Annotated in this window: 11 protein-coding genes and 2 pseudogenes; 6 read left to right on the top strand and 7 right to left on the bottom strand. The window is 65.7% G+C overall.

Translation table 11 applies throughout. The features are described from left to right. Positions 1-50: 50 nt before the first annotated feature. Positions 51-992 (top strand): undecaprenyl-diphosphate phosphatase, encoded by a 942-nt coding sequence (locus ACQP1T_RS05545; RefSeq protein ID WP_433758864.1) that lies wholly within the window; start codon positions 51-53, stop codon positions 990-992. A 57-nt stretch (positions 993-1,049) separates the two neighbouring features. Here ACQP1T_RS05545 and sucD read toward each other — a convergent pair whose 3' ends face one another. Further along, entirely contained in the window at positions 1,050-1,964 is a 915-nt protein-coding gene (gene sucD, locus ACQP1T_RS05540; RefSeq protein ID WP_062986557.1) for a succinate--CoA ligase subunit alpha, read from the bottom strand. 11 nt (positions 1,965-1,975) lie between these two features. After that, positions 1,976-3,142: an ADP-forming succinate--CoA ligase subunit beta gene (sucC, locus tag ACQP1T_RS05535; protein WP_433758863.1), complete on the bottom strand. Its 1,167-nt coding sequence runs from the start codon at positions 3,140-3,142 to the stop codon at positions 1,976-1,978. Between the two features lie 711 nt (positions 3,143-3,853). On the opposite strand from sucC, the gene ACQP1T_RS05530 reads away from it, so the two are divergent. Continuing rightward, positions 3,854-4,960 (top strand): M23 family metallopeptidase, encoded by a 1,107-nt coding sequence (locus ACQP1T_RS05530; protein ID WP_433761990.1) that lies wholly within the window; start codon positions 3,854-3,856, stop codon positions 4,958-4,960. A gap of 1,573 nt (positions 4,961-6,533) precedes the next feature. Further along, positions 6,534-7,250 (top strand): annotated as a pseudogene (locus tag ACQP1T_RS05525) (M23 family metallopeptidase); the annotation flags it as partial. 140 nt (positions 7,251-7,390) lie between these two features. Here ACQP1T_RS05525 and pcrA read toward each other — a convergent pair. Beyond that, a complete protein-coding gene (pcrA, locus tag ACQP1T_RS05520) occupies positions 7,391-10,015 on the bottom strand; it encodes a DNA helicase PcrA (RefSeq protein ID WP_433758862.1) in 2,625 nt (874 codons plus the stop codon). A 378-nt stretch (positions 10,016-10,393) separates the two neighbouring features. Here pcrA and ACQP1T_RS05515 point away from each other — a divergent pair, with 378 nt between their 5' ends. Continuing rightward, entirely contained in the window at positions 10,394-10,687 is a 294-nt protein-coding gene (locus tag ACQP1T_RS05515; RefSeq protein WP_327093861.1) for a chorismate mutase, read from the top strand. A gap of 118 nt (positions 10,688-10,805) precedes the next feature. Here the strand turns inward: ACQP1T_RS05515 and ACQP1T_RS05510 are convergent, their stop codons facing one another. Further along, positions 10,806-12,260 carry an NAD-dependent succinate-semialdehyde dehydrogenase gene (locus tag ACQP1T_RS05510; RefSeq protein WP_433758861.1) on the bottom strand — a complete coding sequence of 485 codons (1,455 nt, stop codon included), beginning with the start codon at positions 12,258-12,260 and terminating at the stop codon, positions 10,806-10,808. Positions 12,261-12,455: 195 nt separating this feature from the next. On the opposite strand from ACQP1T_RS05510, the gene pgi reads away from it, so the two are divergent. Continuing rightward, the gene (gene pgi, locus ACQP1T_RS05505) at positions 12,456-14,093 is read left to right on the top strand and encodes a glucose-6-phosphate isomerase (RefSeq protein ID WP_433758860.1); all 1,638 of its coding nucleotides are present in this window, start codon (positions 12,456-12,458) and stop codon (positions 14,091-14,093) included. Between the two features lie 3 nt (positions 14,094-14,096). Here pgi and ACQP1T_RS05500 read toward each other — a convergent pair whose 3' ends face one another. The 3 genes from ACQP1T_RS05500 to ACQP1T_RS05490 all read right to left on the bottom strand — a co-directional run bounded on the left by ACQP1T_RS05500 (position 14,097) and on the right by ACQP1T_RS05490 (position 16,255). Beyond that, positions 14,097-14,519 carry an SRPBCC family protein gene (locus ACQP1T_RS05500; RefSeq protein ID WP_433758859.1) on the bottom strand — a complete coding sequence of 141 codons (423 nt, stop codon included), beginning with the start codon at positions 14,517-14,519 and terminating at the stop codon, positions 14,097-14,099. A gap of 81 nt (positions 14,520-14,600) precedes the next feature. Next, the gene (locus ACQP1T_RS05495) at positions 14,601-15,281 is read right to left on the bottom strand and encodes a nucleoside/nucleotide kinase family protein (RefSeq protein WP_433758858.1); all 681 of its coding nucleotides are present in this window, start codon (positions 15,279-15,281) and stop codon (positions 14,601-14,603) included. Positions 15,282-15,346: 65 nt separating this feature from the next. Further along, entirely contained in the window at positions 15,347-16,255 is a 909-nt protein-coding gene (locus ACQP1T_RS05490) for a LysR family transcriptional regulator (RefSeq protein ID WP_433758857.1), read from the bottom strand. A gap of 108 nt (positions 16,256-16,363) precedes the next feature. On the opposite strand from ACQP1T_RS05490, the pseudogene ACQP1T_RS05485 reads away from it, so the two are divergent. Continuing rightward, positions 16,364-16,444 (top strand): annotated as a pseudogene (locus ACQP1T_RS05485) (dTDP-4-dehydrorhamnose 3,5-epimerase); the annotation flags it as partial. Positions 16,445-16,455 lie beyond the last annotated feature (11 nt).

The raw sequence follows: 16,455 nt of genomic DNA, 5'->3' as shown, positions 1-16,455 counted from the left end.
CTGTTTCAGGGCGGTCTCGCGCCGGGTTCGACGTGCCAAGCTGTCAGGCGATGCTCACGTACACCCAAGCCGTTGTGATCGGCGCACTGCAAGGCATAACCGAACTGTTCCCGATTTCCAGCCTGGGTCATTCCGTTTTGGTGCCCGCGTGGTTGGGTGGGTCCTGGAGCGAGCTGGTCACCCAGGGCGATTCCGCTTCCGGCACACCATATCTCGCATTTGTCGTCGGATTGCATGTGGCGACTGCGATCGCACTGCTGGTGTTCTATTGGCGCGACTGGGTCGAGATCGTGGTCGGCTTGGTCACCACACTGCGCACCCGGCGCATCGAGACCTCGACCCAGCGCCTGGGTTGGCTGGTGCTCCTGGCGACCGTGCCGGTCGGTGTGCTCGGGTTGCTGCTGGAACATCCGCTGCGCACCTTGTTCGCGAAACCCCTTGCGGCGGGCCTGTTTCTGACGTTGAACGGAGTCGTGCTCATCACCGGCGAGGTGCTGCGTCGGCGCAGCCAGCCGACGCTGTCCGACTATGGCCGCCGCTTCGCCGAGTCCGAGGCACGGGCCAAGGCCATCGAAGAGGGATATTTCGTCGCGACGGCGGAGGAGCCGACCGGCCTCGGCGATCTATCCGCCAAGGACGCGTTGATCATCGGTGTCTCGCAGACCGGCGCACTGTTCGCGGGTATCAGCCGCTCCGGCATGACAATGGTCGGCGGTCTGCTGCGCGGTTTGGACCATGAGGACGCGGCGAAATTCGCCTTCCTGCTCGCCACTCCGGTCATTCTCGCCGCGGGAGTGCTCAAACTGCCGACGCTGGCCGGTCCGCAAGGCGACGGCATCCTCAGTCAGGTTCTGGTCGGATCGATCGTCGCGGGTGGTGCGGCGTATCTCGCGGTCCGCTTCCTGGAGCGCTACTTCAAATCGAATTCGCTGCTGCCGTTCGCGGTGTACAGCCTCGTCTTCGGGATCGCTTCAGTAGTCCACTTCTTCTGAACATACGAAAGGCCGCCACCCCGATCGGGGTGGCGGCCTTTCGTATGAATCCGCGAATCAGGCGGTGACGCTTGCCTTCTCCAGGATCTCCCGCGCCAGCGCGGCGGTCTCGGACGGCGTCTTGCCGACCTTCACACCGGCGGCCTCGAGCGCATCCTTCTTCGCCTGGGCGGTACCGGCCGAACCGGACACGATCGCGCCCGCGTGGCCCATGGTCTTGCCCTCGGGGGCGGTGAAGCCCGCGACGTAGCCGACGACCGGCTTGGTGACGTTGGCCTTGATGTAGGCCGCGGCCCGCTCCTCGGCGTCGCCGCCGATCTCGCCGATCATCACGATCAGCTTGGTCTCGGGGTCCTGCTCGAACGCCTCGATGGCGTCGATGTGGGTGGTGCCGATGACCGGGTCGCCGCCGATGCCGATGGCGGTCGAGAAGCCGAAGTCACGCAGCTCGTACATCATCTGGTAGGTCAGCGTGCCGGACTTCGACACCAGGCCGACCGGGCCCTTGCCGGTGATGTTGGCCGGGGTGATGCCGACCAGCGATTCGCCGGGGGTGATGATGCCGGGGCAGTTCGGGCCGATGATCCGGGTCTTGTTGCCCTTCTCCACGTTGTAGGCCCACGCGTAGGCGGTGTCCTGCACCGGGATGCCCTCGGTGATGACCACGAGCAGCGGGATCTCCGCGTCGATGGCCTCGATGATGGCGTCCTTCGAGAACTTCGGCGGCACGAACGCGATGGACACATCGGCACCGGTCGCCTTGATGGCCTCTTCGACCGTGCCGAACACCGGCAGCTCGATCGCGTTGCCGTCCTTGTCGGTGTGCGCGACGGTGGTGCCCGCCTTGCGCGCGTTGACACCGCCCACGACCTGGGTGCCGGCCTTGAGCATCAGCGCGGTGTGCTTGGTGCCCTCACCGCCGGTGATGCCCTGGACGATGACCTTGGAATCCTTGTTGAGGAAGATAGACATTTCCGGTTTCCTTACTTGGCCGCTGCCAGTTCGGCGGCCTTGTCGGCGCCTTCGTCCATTGTCTGCGCAAGTGTGATCAGCGGATGCGCGGCATCGACGAGAATCTTGCGACCCTCGTCCACCTTGTTGCCGTCGAGACGGACGACCAGCGGCTTGTTCGCCTCGGCGCCAAGGATTTCCAGCGCCTTCACGATGCCGTTGGCGACCGCGTCACAGGCGGTGATACCACCGAAAACATTGACGAACACGCTCTTGACCTGGGCATCACCCAGGATGACATCGAGTCCGGCGGCCATGACCTCGGCCGAGGCGCCACCACCGATGTCGAGGAAGTTGGCGGGCTTGACACCGCCGTGGTTCTCACCCGCGTAGGCGACCACGTCGAGGGTGGACATGACCAGACCCGCACCGTTGCCGATGATGCCGACCTCACCGTCGAGCTTGACGTAGTTGAGGTCGTTGTCCTTGGCCTTGAGCTCGAGGGGATCGGTCGCGTCCTTGTCCGCGAAGGCCGCGTGACCGGGCTGCCGGAACTCGGCGTTCTCGTCCAGGGTGACCTTGCCGTCGAGCGCGAGGATCTCGTTGTCGGGGGTGCGGACCAGCGGGTTGACCTCCACCAGGGTGGCGTCCTCGCCGATGAACACCTCCCAGAGCTTCTGGATGGTCACGGCCGCGGCGTCGAGTACGTCGGCGGGCAGGTGGCCCTGCTCGGCGATCGAGCGGGCGAACGCGAGGTCGACACCCTTGACGGCGTCGACCGGCACCTTGGCCAGGCGCTCGGGCTTGGTCGCGGCGACCTCTTCGATCTCCATACCGCCTTCGACCGAGCACATGGCCAGGTAGGTGCGGTTGGACCGGTCGAGCAGGAAGGAGATGTAGTACTCCTCCGCGATGTCCTTGGCTTCGGCGACAAGGATCTTCTTGGTGATGTGGCCCTTGATATCCAGGCCGATGATGTTCTGCGCGTGCGTGAACGCGTCGTCGGCGGTGGCGGCGAACTTGACGCCGCCCGCCTTGCCGCGGCCACCGGCCTTCACCTGGGCCTTGATCATCACCGGCTTGCCGATTTCCGCCGCGATGGCGCGGGCGTCCTCGGCCGTGTCCGTGACGCGGCCCTCGGACGAAGGCACTCCGTGCTTAACGAAGAGCTCCTTCGCCTGATATTCGAAGAGATCCATGTACTCACCGTCTCGTCTGCGTTGTGATGACAACGTCTTTGTTGGCGGCCCGACGTCGGAAGCGGGTCGGGTCGGACTTTAACCAGTCACATGGAGGGCCAAACGGCCACATTCATCCTAAGTGGCGCAGGTCACGGGCTGTTGCCCAGGGCGGGAAAACGCCAGGCCAAGGCTACTCGCCAGTAGGTTGCTGACGGCGCGCCAGGTAGAGCCGCCGAACCGGTTGACCGACGGCCTTCTACTACGGTTCGTCGTCGATCAGCCTCACCCGCGTGCCCCGATCACAGTGAGTTATTCCGGTGCGTTACCGTGATCAATCTCACATGTTTGGATTGATCGCACGTAGCGCTTGCGGACCTCGCAATCGTTTCGTTACCGTCATTGCGGTCGATGTCACAACACGGTCACGACTAGGAGGACGGCAAGCTTGACGCAGCACAGCACTCCGCAGACGGAGAGCCGTTCCTTAACGCCTCTGATCAGGCAATTCGATTCCGTGATCTCTCGCTCGATGATGTGGCACCACCGATGAACCATCGCTCCACCTTCGCAACCGAAAATCGCGCTCGCTCCGGACATCGTTACCGGTCCGATGACGACGAGTCGTTCGGTGGGCATTCCAGTGCTGCGATAGATCCGTTCGGGACTTCGTCGCGGCATGCCGGTGGGCATCGCTACGCGGCGGGTGGCTACGAACACGGGGGCAGCGCGTTGGGCGCGAATGATTCTTGGGCACAGTCCGGTTCCGCTTGGGGACAGCCGCAGGCCGATTCGTGGGCAGAGCCGCAGGCCGACTCGCAAGTCGATTCGTGGGGACAGTCGCAGGCTTGGACGCAAGGCGACTCCTGGTCCGATGGCGGTGCGTGGGCTTCCGACGATTCTCGGACCCCCGAGAGCGACGAGACCTGGAACGCCGACTCCGAGGCGTCCTGGACGCCGGAGACGGACGGGTCCTGGGACGGCGATGAGTCGTCCTGGGATGGCGACGAATCGTGGGATGGTCAGTGCTCTCCCTGGGAGTCCGAGGATCCGGAAGTCCCGGCCCGTCCCACTGTGATCCCGGGCCGCCGCGCGAACCGCGGCAATGGTGGCGCGCATCGGATGCCCGCGCCCCCCGCTTCACTGAAGGGCCGCGCCGCGGTCGTCGCCGTCGCCGCTGGTGCGGTGGTCGCCGCTGGACAGGCCGCCTTCGCCTCGCCCGAACAGCCTTCGCAGGCCGTCGATTACGAGGCCGCCGGACAGGTTCACGAAATCGCCGCGCAGTCGGTCAGCGTGGCCGATCCGAATACCTCGCCGGATTCGCCACAGGTGCTCAATGTTTCGACCCCGACGAATCTCGGTCAGTTCGGCGACATGCTGCAAAAGGGGCAGAAGTTCGCCGAAGATATGGCGGCGCAGGAAGCCTCGAAACTGCGCCCGCTGTTCACCAGATTCGCGGCGGGCAATTTCACCTCCGGATTCGGCGCCCGCTGGGGCGTACAGCATCTCGGCATCGATATCGCGGGCCCGATCGGCACGCCGATCTACGCCGTCGCCGACGCCACCGTGATCGAAGCCGGTCCGGCCTCCGGTTTCGGTATGTGGGTGCGTCTGCTGCACGATGACGGCACCGTCACCATCTACGGCCACATCGACACCGCGACGGTGTCGGCGGGTCAGCGCGTGCTGGCCGGTGATCAGATCGCCACCATCGGCAACCGTGGTTTCTCCACCGGTCCGCACTGCCATTTCGAGGTGTGGTTGAACGGGGTCGACAAGGTCGATCCGCTGCCGTGGCTGGCGACGCGCGGTATCAGCTTGGGTCCGCAGCGCGACTGAGTTCCAGGTCGGAATTTCGTCGAGGCTCGCGGCGCAAACGGGACAGCTGGGCTACAGGCGCTGTTGCATTGCGGGTGGACGTTCGTTGGCATGTGGGCCGCTGTTCGCTTCGATGCTGCTGTGTGCGCTCGGCTCCGAATTCACAGTGCAGCAATGGGATTCATTGGATGACCGGTTGCGGGACCGCAATCGATCCGTTACCGTCGACGGACCCGTTACCCTGCAGTAGTTGTGACCGGAGGATGTAAATCTCGATGCGCGTTGCGAGCACCCGGATCGCCGTCCACGACACTCGAAGACCAGGAACTTTCGAACTTTCCTCGCGTTCAGGACAATTCGGGCGCACCAGTGGTGTGGTGCGGCCGCGGCGATGAGGCATGAGCGGTTATCAGGCTCCGGAGTGCCGGTGCAGCAATTCCTGGACAATTCTTGGCAATCATCAGGGCAGGGCAACGGCGCCGAATCCTGGCAGCTGAATGATCAATGGTCGCAAGCAGATTCACGATTCGATAGGGATTTTCAGAGCCACAGCGAGGGCCGGGATTACGCCGCGGGGCCGGACCACGCGGGGCTGAGCTACGGCACGAGCCAGGCTTACCTACCGGGCCACGATCAAGGTGCTGGCCAGATCTACGACGCGAGCCGAGATTATGGCGACAGCCTCGGCAACGGAAGCTGGCACAGTTTCGGCGGCGACCGCGATGAGAGTTGGGACTGGAACGGCGTCGCTCCCCAGGAATACGGCGAAGGCCCGGATCATGCCGCGAGACACGGCTACAACGCAGGCCTGGATTACGGCGACAGCCTGATCTACAGCACGAGCAATGCCGACTGGCACGCGTTCCCTGACGACCGCGATCAGGGCCCGGGCTGGAATGGCGGCGCTACCCACGATTACGGCAGAAGACAGAACGACGCCATAGGCCGAGAGCTTGACACACGCCAGCAGCATGGCGACAGTCCGGAATACGACGCACGCCAGGGCCACGGCACAAGCCATGAGCACGCACGCCCGGGCCATGCCGCAAGCCAGAACAACGGTGAAGGCACGAATTACGGCGACAATCTGGATTACGGTAGAAGGCAGAACGACGGCATAGGCCGAGAGCTCGACACACGCCAGCAGCATGGCGACAGTCCGGAATACGACGCACGCCTGGGTCACGGCACAAGCCAGGAGCACGCACGCCCGGGCCATGCCGCAAGCCAGAACAACGGTGAAGGCACGGATTACGGCGACAGTCTGGATTACGGCGCAAGCCCGTACCACGACGCCCGACCGAACCACGACGCAAGCCTGCGGCGCGGCACAGGCCAGGAGCGCGACGCGCAGTCCGGCCAGGTCTACGGCGGGGGCAACGGCGCCTGGCGCGGATTCAGCGACGGCCGTGATGGGGACACAGGCTGGGATGGCATTGCGCCGCAACGTCGCGATGCTGCTCGGCGCGACGACGAGTTGCGCAATCGGGGTGCGGCTCGGGGTAGCGGTGCTCGCGATATCGAGGGGACGGCGGGGGCAGATCAGGTAGGTACTCCTGGCGATTCGGCGGACCGGCTGGGGCGGCGGAAGAGGCGGGGTGGTGCGCATCGGGTGCCCGCACCGCCGCGGGCGTTGAAGGGGCGGGTCGCGGTTATCGCCGTGGCGGCGGGGGCGATTGTTGCCGCTGGGCAGAATTTGGCGGCGGGTGGTGAGAAGTCGCCGCAGACAGCTGAATTGCAGGCCGTCGGGCAGCAGCGGGCGTTGGAACCGGTGGGTGGTGAGCTGCCGACGACACCGGAGTTGCTCGATACCGCGACGCCGACGAACCTCGACCAGTTCTCCGATGTGTTGGAGAACGGCGACAAATTCGCACAGGATCTGGCGGCTGAAGCGGAGTCGAAGCTGCGGCCGCTGTTCATGAAATTCGCCTCGGGCGCCTTCACTTCCGGATACGGCGAGCGCTGGGGCGTGCTGCACCCCGGTGTCGACATCGCCGCCCCCATCGGCACACCGATCTACGCGGTCGAGGACGGCACCGTCATCGACGCTGGACCGGCCGCCGGTTTCGGCATGTGGGTACGAATGCGCGGCGACGACGGCACCGTCACGGTGTACGGCCACATCAACAGCGCACTTGTCTCGGTAGGTCAGCACGTCCTCGCGGGCGACGAGATCGCCACCGTCGGCAACCGCGGCGAATCCACCGGCCCGCACTGCCATTTCGAAGTCTGGCTCAACGGCACCGACCGCATCGACCCCCTCCCCTGGCTCGCCACCCGCGGCATCAGCCTCGGCCCCGACCGCGACTGACCCCCACAGCATTGGTCGGATGTTCACCATGCGCTGGTGGGGCGGCATCGGCAGCAATCACAGCAGGTATTGCGCGACGGTTTCCTTGTCGCGCACGCTACCGACACGACAGGCGATAGATCAGGGCCGAAGGGCCCCTCTCAGAGCTTGACCAGGGTGCGGCTGTATTGCGGGATGAGCCGGATCTTGCCCGCGGTGCCGAAGTCGATGGTGACGGTGGCCAGGGGCCCGAAGCCTTCGGCGGCTACCACACGGCCGAGGCCGTACTTGTCATCGCTGACTCGATCGCCAACAGCCAGTACCAGATTGGCATTGTTGCGGCTCGCGCCGCCGGGCGCGGGGCGGCGTGGACCACGATCGTTGACGCCCGGCCGCTGATTCCAGCCGTCTCGGGTCCAGTCGTGTTCCAGGCCGTCGTCGTCGCCGCGGCGGCGGATGCCGCGGGTGAGCGGCGAACCCTTCGGCTCCAACCGCTTCCAGTCGACGAGGTGCGGCGGAATCTCCTGTAGGAATCGGGATTCCGGATTCGAGACCGGCTGCCCCCAGCCGGAGCGCACCACCGCACGGGTGACGTAGAGCCGTTGCCGCGCCCGGGTGATGCCGACGTAGGCGAGGCGGCGTTCCTCCGCCAGCTCGGTCGGATCGCCGAGTGCGCGCATATGCGGGAACTGCCCGTCCTCCCAGCCGGTCACGAAGACCACCGGGAATTCCAGGCCCTTGGCGGTGTGCAGCGTCATCATGGTGACCACGCCGGAGCCCTCCTCGGGCAGCTGGTCGCTATCGGCCACCAACGAGACACGTTCCAGGAAGGCGGCGAGCGAGCCCGGATCGGGTTCGCCCTCGGCCACCTCTGGCACCAACCCTTCTTCCCGGGCGGCCTCGGCATTGTTGTATGCCTCGGAGCTGAATTCCCGCGCGACGCTCACCAATTCGTTCAGGTTGTCGAGCCGCGCGCCGTCCTGCGGATCATCGGAGCCCTCCAACTCGGCCCGGTAGCCGGTGCGGTCGAGCACCGCTTCGACCATATTGCCGAGGTCGGGAAAGTCCTGATCCGCCTGGGCACCCGCCGCCCTGACCTCTTCGAGTAGGTCGAGGAATCCGGCGATCGCGCGTTGCGCCCGGGTATTCAGCAGCGCCACTTTGCCATCGGCGGCATCGCGCAGTGCCTCGGCGAAACCGATGCCGCGCTGTTCGGCGTGCACCGCGACACAGGCTTCGGCCCGGTCGCCGATGCCGCGGCGCGGGGTGTTGAGGATGCGGCGCAGGCTCACCGTGTCCTCCGGATTGTCGAGCACGCGCAGGTACGCGACGATATCGCGCACCTCCTTGCGCTCGTAGAAGCGCACGCCGCCGACCACCTTGTAGGGCAGTCCCATGCGAATGAAGATTTCTTCCAACGCACGGGAATTGTTGTTGGTGCGATAGAAGACCGCGACATCGCTGTAGTTGGCATCGCCCGCATCCACCAACCGGTCGATCTCACGCGCCACGAACGAGGCCTCGTCGTGCTCGTTGTCGGCGACGTAGCCGGTGATCAGATCGCCCTCACCGGAATCGGTCCACAGCCGCTTGTCCCTGCGCTTCTCATTGCGCGATATCACCGCGTTCGCGGCGGACAGAATATTCTGGGTGGAGCGGTAATTCTGTTCCAGCAGAATGGTTTCCGCATCGGGGAAGTCGCGTTCGAATTCCTCGATATTGCGGATGGTGGCGCCGCGGAAGGCATAGATGGACTGGTCCGCATCACCGACGACACACAGTTCACTCGGCGCGACCGCGTCTTCGGCCTGCTCCTGCGCATGATGCCCGACCAGCTCGCGGATCAGGATGTACTGGGCGTGGTTGGTGTCCTGGTACTCGTCTACCAGCACATGCCGGAACCGGCGGCGGTAGTACTCGGCGACCTGCGGATGGTTCTGCAGCAGTGCCACCGTTTCGCCGATCAGATCGTCGAAATCGAGGGCGTTCGCCGAGCGCAACCGGCGCTGATATTCGGTGTACACGCGGGCGACGAGGCCGGGCAGTTCGGTTTCGTCGGTTTCGGCATCCGCGGTGGCCTGCTCCGGGCCGATGAGCTCGTTCTTCAAATTCGAGATGGCGGTGGCCAGCAGTCGCGCCGAATATTTCTTGACGTCGATATCGAAGTCGCGGCTGATCATGGTGAGCAATCGCCGGGAATCGTCGGCGTCGTAGATGGAGAAATTCGAATTCAGACCGGGCAGCAGCGCGGCCTGCATGCGCAGGATGCGGACGCAGCTGGAGTGGAAGGTCGAGACCCACATGTTGTTTGCGCGCGGGCCGACCAGACCGCCCACCCGCTCGCGCATTTCGGCGGCGGCCTTATTGGTGAAGGTGATGGCCAGGACCTGGCCCGGGGTCACCCCGCGGGCGGCCAGCAAATAGGCGATGCGCCTGGTCAGCACGGCGGTCTTGCCCGAACCCGCGCCCGCGACGATCAGCAGCGGCGCACCGGTGTGCACGACGGCGGCGCGCTGCTGCGGGTTGAGGCCGTCGAGCAGTCGCTCGGCCTCCTCCGCGCGACGTTGCTCACGTTCGGCGCGGCGCTTTTCTTGTTCGACACGGTGTTTGTCGTCCACGACACGCCGCGACGCATCATCGACGGCCGGATGCGGGACCCCCGCCGCGGCGGGCACGGCAGAGTCGCCCATCTCCTCGATGCGAGCAGCGTCGACCTGCGGTTTCTGGGCTGAATCCGGGTGCCGAGTCCGCCCGGCCTGCGTCTTGGGAGCCACCGTGATGTCCATCGTCCATCCACGCTACCGGCGGCCACCGACAGAGATGAAGTCCCGGTCGCCATCGTGTCCATTCGGCGAACGGCAGATGAACCGCCCCGGGTCGACACGGGCGTCGCAACGTGCAAGCCTTCTCAGGAGATTCACAAAATGAAGTGTTTTGCATTGCTTCGGCCCCATGGCAGACTGGCCCACATGACCTGCGCGACGGCCGCGAATCATCCGATTCGGCTAACAGCCGGATATCGTGATCGCGGACTTTGTACCTGAGCGCGCTGCCTGGGGGGAGGATTGCAATACCTACCAGGTTTGTTTTGCACGGTGAAAGAACCGATCGGTAACGAGCTCGGCTCACCAGCCGATCCATGTTCTGACACGAGGAGATGAATGATGAGCACCCCCGCCACGACGACCGGGTCCGATTCGGCTCTGCCCCACACCGAGGCCGAGATCGACAAGCTCCGCAAGGAGATCGACCAGCTCGACGCGGAAATTCTCGCCGCCATCAAGCGCCGCACCGAGATCTCGCGGATCATCGGTCGCACGCGCATGGCCTCCGGCGGCCCCCGCCTCGTACACAGTCGTGAGATGAAGGTGCTCGAGCGCTTCAGCGAACTCGGCCAGGAGGGCCACACCCTCGCCATGCTGCTGCTGCGCCTCGGTCGCGGCCGACTCGGCCACTGACCTTCACCGGCCGCCACCAGCGGACCGATCGAACCACGCGACGTTCGTAAGATCGCCGCCTTCCACAAGGCCGCCCCGGGTGTATTTCACCCCGGGGCGGTCGTTTCATGTCTGCGGGTCAGGTAAGGGCGATGTACTTGGTGGACAGGTACTCCTCGATGCCCTCGATACCGCCTTCGCGGCCGAAGCCGGAGGCCTTGACGCCACCGAAAGGTGCTGCGGGATCGGAGATTACGCCGCGGTTGATGCCGACCATGCCGGATTCGATGCCCTCGGCAATGCGAAGGGCGCGGTCGAGGTCGCGGGTGTAGACATAGCTGACCAGGCCGAATTCGGTGTTGTTTGCGGCGGCGAGGCCCTCTTCCTCGGTTTCGAAGCCGACAACGGGTGCGACGGGGCCGAAGACCTCCTCACGCAGGATCCGAGCATTCGCCGGTACCTCGCTGAGGATGGTCGCGGGATAGAACCAGCCGGGACCGCCGGGCGCCTTGCCGCCGAGGCGGAGCTGCGCGCCGACCGCCACCGCGTCATCGACCAATTCGCTGACGGTATTGAGCTGTTCTTCGTTGATCAGCGGGCCGAGGGTGGTGTTCGGGTCGGTGCCAGGTCCGAGGGTGACCGTATTCGACATCGCCTCGACGAGTTTGGTGGTGAACTCCTCGAGCACGCCGTTCTGCACGTGGAAGCGGTTGGCGGCGGTACACGCCTCACCGCCATTGCGCAGTTTGGCCAGCATCGCGCCCTGTACGGCGGCGTCGATATCGGCATCGTCGAACACCACGAACGGTGCGTTGCCGCCGAGTTCCATCGAGGTGCGCAGCAGTCCGTTCGCCGACTTCTCCACCAGCTTCTTGCCGACCTCGGTGGATCCGGTGAAGGTGAGCTTGCGCAGGCGCGGATCGTCGAGCAGCGGCGCGGTGACGGCGCCGGAACGGCTGGAGGTGATCACCGAGAGCACGCCGTCCGGCAGTCCCGCCTCGCTGCACAGCTTCGCCAGCGCCAACATGGTCAGCGGGGTGGCCGACGCGGGCTTGACGATCATCGTGCAGCCAGCGGCCAGCGCCGGTCCGATCTTGCGGGTGCCCATGGCCAGCGGGAAGTTCCACGGCGTGATGGCCAGACAGGGCCCGACGGGCTGCTTGTGCACCATGATCCGCCCGGTGCCGGACGGCGCGTGCAGATAGCGTCCGTGCGCCCGCACCGCCTCCTCGCTGAACCAGCGGAAGAATTCGGCGCCGTAGCGCACCTCGTTGCGGCTTTCCGGCAGCGCCTTGCCCATCTCCAGGGTCATAAGCAGCGCGAATTCCTCGGCGCGCGCGGTCAGCTGTTCGAAGACCCGGCGCAGGATCTCGCCGCGTTCCCGCGACGGTGTCGCCGCCCATTCGGGCTGCACCGCCGCGGCAGCATCCAGTGCGCGCACGGCGTCTTCCGGCGTGGCATCGGCAACCTGGGTCAGCACCTGCCCATCGGCCGGATTGTGCACCGCGAAGGTGCCGCCCCCGGTGGCGTCGACTGGACCGCCGATCCAAAGCTGCGTCGGTACGGATTGGAGTACTTCGCGTTCGGACACCATGTACCCCAGCCTAAGCCGCGCGCTCGCACATCACCCTCGACTCGTCGATCGGAATATCGAGCGGTCCGCACACGCTCACCACGCCCTGTTCGAGCGGCGATCGGATGATCGGCACGGGATGCCGTCAGGACAACATGGGCGAAAGTATGCGGTCCTTGCCTGCGCGGCCGAACGAGTGCTTGTAACCTCGCGGACGTGAGCAGCGACATCACCGCATCGGCGGCCTGGCGGAAACTGCACGAGCACCACAGCGCCGTCGCCGGACGACACCTGCGTGAATTCTTCGCCGAGGATCCCGACCGCGGCCGCGAGTTGATCGTTCGGGTCGGCGACCTGCACATCGACTACAGCAAGCACCGTGTCACCCGGGAAACCCTGCATCTGCTGGTCGAATTGGCGTATGAGGCCGGGGTGACCGAACGGCGGGACGCGATGTACCGCGGCGACCACATCAACACCTCGGAGAACCGCGCGGTGGAACATATCGCGCTGCGCCTACCCGAGGGCGAGTCGGTCATGGTGGACGGCGCGGACGCGGGCGCCGAGGTGCACGACGTGCTGCGGCGGATGGGTGAATTCACCGACGCGGTGCGCTCGGGTGCCTGGCGCGGCGCGACCGGCGAGCGCATCAAGACGGTGGTGAATATCGGCATCGGCGGTTCGGATCTCGGCCCGGATATGGTGCATCGCGCGCTGCGGCACTACGCCGATGCCGGGATCGCCGCCCGGTTCGTCTCGAATGTCGACCCGGCCGATCTGCTCGCGAAACTCGACGGACTCGATCCGGCCAACACGCTGTTCATCGTTGCCTCCAAGACGTTTTCGACGCTGGAGACGCTGACCAATGCCACCGCCGCCCGGCGCTGGCTGGTCGCCGCGATCGGCGAGGACGCGGTGGCAAAGCATTTCGTGGCCGTCTCGACGAATGCCGAGCGGGTCGCCGATTTCGGCATCGACACCGCGAATATGTTCGGCTTCTGGGATTGGGTCGGCGGCCGCTATTCGGTGGATTCGGCCATCGGCCTTTCGGTGATGGCGACCATCGGCAAGGAGCGCTTCGCCGAGTTCCTGGCCGGAATGCACACCGTCGACCGGCATTTCGCGACCGAGCCGCTGGACCGGAACGGCCCGGTACTGCTCGGCCTGCTCGGCATCTGGTACTCGAACTTCTTCGGCGCGGAATCGCGTGCGGTGCTGCCCTATTCGAACGATCTGGCGCGCTTCCCGGCCTATCTGCAGCAGCTGACCATGGAGTCCAACGGCAAGTCGGTGCGCGCCGACGGCACCCCGGTGACCACCTCGACGGGCGAAATCTTCTGGGGCGAGCCAGGAACCAACGGCCAGCACGCCTTCTACCAGCTGCTGCATCAGGGCACCCGGCTGATTCCGGCCGATTTCATCGGATTCGCCCGTCCCACCGCTGATCTGCCCACCCTCGACGGCAGCGGCAGCATGCACGACATCCTGATGAGCAACCTGTTCGCGCAGACCAAGGTGCTCGCCTTCGGCAAGACGGCCGAGGAGATCGCCGCGGAGGGCACCGATCCGAACGTGGTGCCGCACAAGGTGATGCCGGGCAATCGGCCGAGCACGACCATTCTGGCGCCACAGCTGACACCGTCGGTGGTCGGGCAGTTGATCGCGCTCTACGAACATCAAGTATTCGTCGAGGGCACCATCTGGGGCATCGATAGTTTCGACCAGTGGGGCGTGGAGCTCGGCAAGCAGCAAGCACTCGCGCTGGCCCCCTTGCTGACGTCTCCGGAAGAGCCGCAGCCGCAAGGTGACTCGTCCACCGACGCCCTGATCGGCTGGTACCGCGACAACCGCTGAGCCTCAGCCCAGCGCTTGCGCCGTCTTGATCAGGGCGGCAACGACATCCGGGAAGTCGGCGGTGATCTCCGGACCGATTTCGGGGCCGACGGTATCCGCGGCGTCGCCGATGATCTCGGTGCGGTAGACGACGCGGGTCCATCCCTCGCCCGCTGGCTCCAGACGGTGCTCGGTGACGACGGTGAAATCGCCGCCGTCCATTTCATCGGTGAACAGTTCGCCGGGTTCGATCGCCACCAGGCGCATGCGCACGGTATCTCCGCCGGGGAGCGTCATGGTGAACGCGGTGCCGACCTCGAAGGGGCCGTCGACTTCGATCTCGTCGAGCCCCTCGTTCCATTCGGGCCAGGATTCCATATCCGACCAGCACCGCCACAGCGCCTCCGGTGCCACCGCAGTCTCCGCGCTGTATTCGTACTCCCACATTCCGCTTGCTCCCGGCTATCCGACACGAATTGTCGAGCGAGATCATGTCACCTCCAGCGTGATTCGGCGACGCGGCACACGTCACCCCTCGGCCGCGTAGTAGCGGCCGCCGCGCTGGCGCAGTACGAGGTCGGCTCGGAGCCTGGTATCGGCGATCAGGTCCGCATTGGGCAAATCACTGGTGTGCACCTTGATTTTCGCGGCCTCGGACGTGCGGCCGCCGCGAATGTGGCGACGCAAGAGACGTTGTTCGAGCACGTCGCGCTCCACGTCCAGGTACCAGACCTCGTCGAGGAATTCGCGCACACCCGACCAGGCACCGTCGGACAGCAGCAGGTAATTGCCCTCGGTAATGGCGATCTCGTGCCGATCGAAGACGACACCGGCCGGGGTCGGTTCCTCGATGGCGCGGTCGAAGGTCGGCCACGGCACCGGCACGTCGAGTGGGGTATCGCGCAGACGGCGCAGGGTTTCCAGGAAGGCGGCGACGTCGAAGGTATGTGGTTCACCCTTGCGCTCCAGATTCGCCGTCGCGCGCAGTACCGCGTTGGGCAGGTGGAACCCGTCCATCGGTGCGATCTGGGCGATCCGGGCACCAGCGCGGTGGTTCAGATCGTCGCGAATGGCCTTGGACAGCGTAGATTTACCCGCACCAGGCGGACCCGCGATGCCGAGCACGTATCGTCGGGCGCACCCCGCCGCCCGGATCCGCAGGTGCTCGGCCAGCGAGCGCAACGGCATTTCGACGGAAGTCCGTGTCATCGAAATCACAGTACTCAGCCTGAGTCGGTCCGCCGCGAATTTGCGCGCGTGGCTATATAAGTCGGCTATCTGAGTCGCTGGCGGACTTCGGTGGCGAGGTCGGCGGCGGCGTCGCGAAGGGCCTCGATGAAGATCTGTCTCGGGGTGGCCGAGTCGCCTCCTCGATAGACGATCGATGTCGTGCGAACCGCGGCGGGATGGTCGATGCGGACCAGTGCGATGCCAGGCGGCAGCACCGGCACCGCGATTGCGGGGACCACGGTGCAGCCCATACCCGCCGCGACCAGGCCGAGCTTGGCGAACCAATCGCGGGCGACGAAGGCGACCTCCGGTTCCCACGTGGCCGCACGCCATGCGCCGAGCAGAGTGCTGCTCACCTCGGCGCTGCCCGCGATCCAATGTTCGCCGCGCAGCTCTGCGGGCGTGACGCTGGCGCGGCCCGCGAGGGCATGATCCGGTGGGACCGCGATGAGCAGCGGATCGTCGAGGAGGGGCTCGATTTCGGTATCGGCGGGTAGATTTCGCGTCTCGGTCACCACCGCCAGATCGAGTCGACCCCGTGCGACGGCGGATACCAACCGCGGACTGGTTCCTTCACGCAGCGGTACTCGCGCGAGTCGTGTCGCGGTGGCGGCAATGGCCCTCGGCACCAGTGCGGCCATGGCGGTCGAGAATGCGCCGACCCGGAGGGTGGCAAGTGGGCGCGCGGTCAGTTCGTCGAGTTCCTGCCGCGCGGAACCGAGTCCACCGAGCACCGTTTCGGCATGGCGCAGCACGATCCGTCCGGCCTCGGTGGCCCGCACGCCGCGCGCGTGCCGCTCGAACAACGCCCGGCCCGCCGCCTGCTCCATGAGGGCGATCTGCCGGGATACCGCCGACTGCGTGTAACCCAGGTTCTCCGCGGCGGTCGAGAACGAGCCGCTCCGTGCGGCCTCCCGGACCACCCGCAATCCGACGATCGTGAACTCACCCATGCGATCTACTCATACCAAATATGCGAGATACTCGCTTGTCGCATATCGCGGCGCTCCTTAGCGTCGGAGGTATGAGCGAACGAATTATCAAGACAGCCGCCAACGGCGCGCGGTGCGCATGGCGCGGTGCACGACATGCTGGTCGATATCCGGCCGGATCCGCCGAGCTTCGGGCGGCAGCAGCCATTTCGGCGCCACCA

The sequence above is a fragment of the Nocardia sp. CA-135398 genome (genome assembly GCF_050955845.1).
Lineage (GTDB): Bacteria > Actinomycetota > Actinomycetes > Mycobacteriales > Mycobacteriaceae > Nocardia.
This window is presented reverse-complemented; position numbering and strand designations above follow the sequence as displayed.

Bases quoted from the DNA above. Each gene is read 5' to 3' on its own strand.
- ACQP1T_RS05500 (WP_433758859.1), bottom strand. From the start codon at position 14,519: ATGTGGGAGTACGAATACAGCGCGGAGACTGCGGTGGCACCGGAGGCG.
- ACQP1T_RS05490 (WP_433758857.1), bottom strand. From the start codon at position 16,255: ATGGGTGAGTTCACGATCGTCGGATTGCGGGTGGTCCGGGAGGCCGCA.
- sucD (WP_062986557.1), bottom strand. From the start codon at position 1,964: ATGTCTATCTTCCTCAACAAGGATTCCAAGGTCATCGTCCAGGGCATC.
- ACQP1T_RS05545 (WP_433758864.1), top strand. From the start codon at position 51: ATGCTCACGTACACCCAAGCCGTTGTGATCGGCGCACTGCAAGGCATA.
- ACQP1T_RS05495 (WP_433758858.1), bottom strand. From the start codon at position 15,281: ATGACACGGACTTCCGTCGAAATGCCGTTGCGCTCGCTGGCCGAGCAC.
- ACQP1T_RS05515 (WP_327093861.1), top strand. From the start codon at position 10,394: ATGAGCACCCCCGCCACGACGACCGGGTCCGATTCGGCTCTGCCCCAC.
- pcrA (WP_433758862.1), bottom strand. From the start codon at position 10,015: ATGGACATCACGGTGGCTCCCAAGACGCAGGCCGGGCGGACTCGGCAC.
- ACQP1T_RS05510 (WP_433758861.1), bottom strand. From the start codon at position 12,260: ATGGTGTCCGAACGCGAAGTACTCCAATCCGTACCGACGCAGCTTTGG.
- sucC (WP_433758863.1), bottom strand. From the start codon at position 3,142: ATGGATCTCTTCGAATATCAGGCGAAGGAGCTCTTCGTTAAGCACGGA.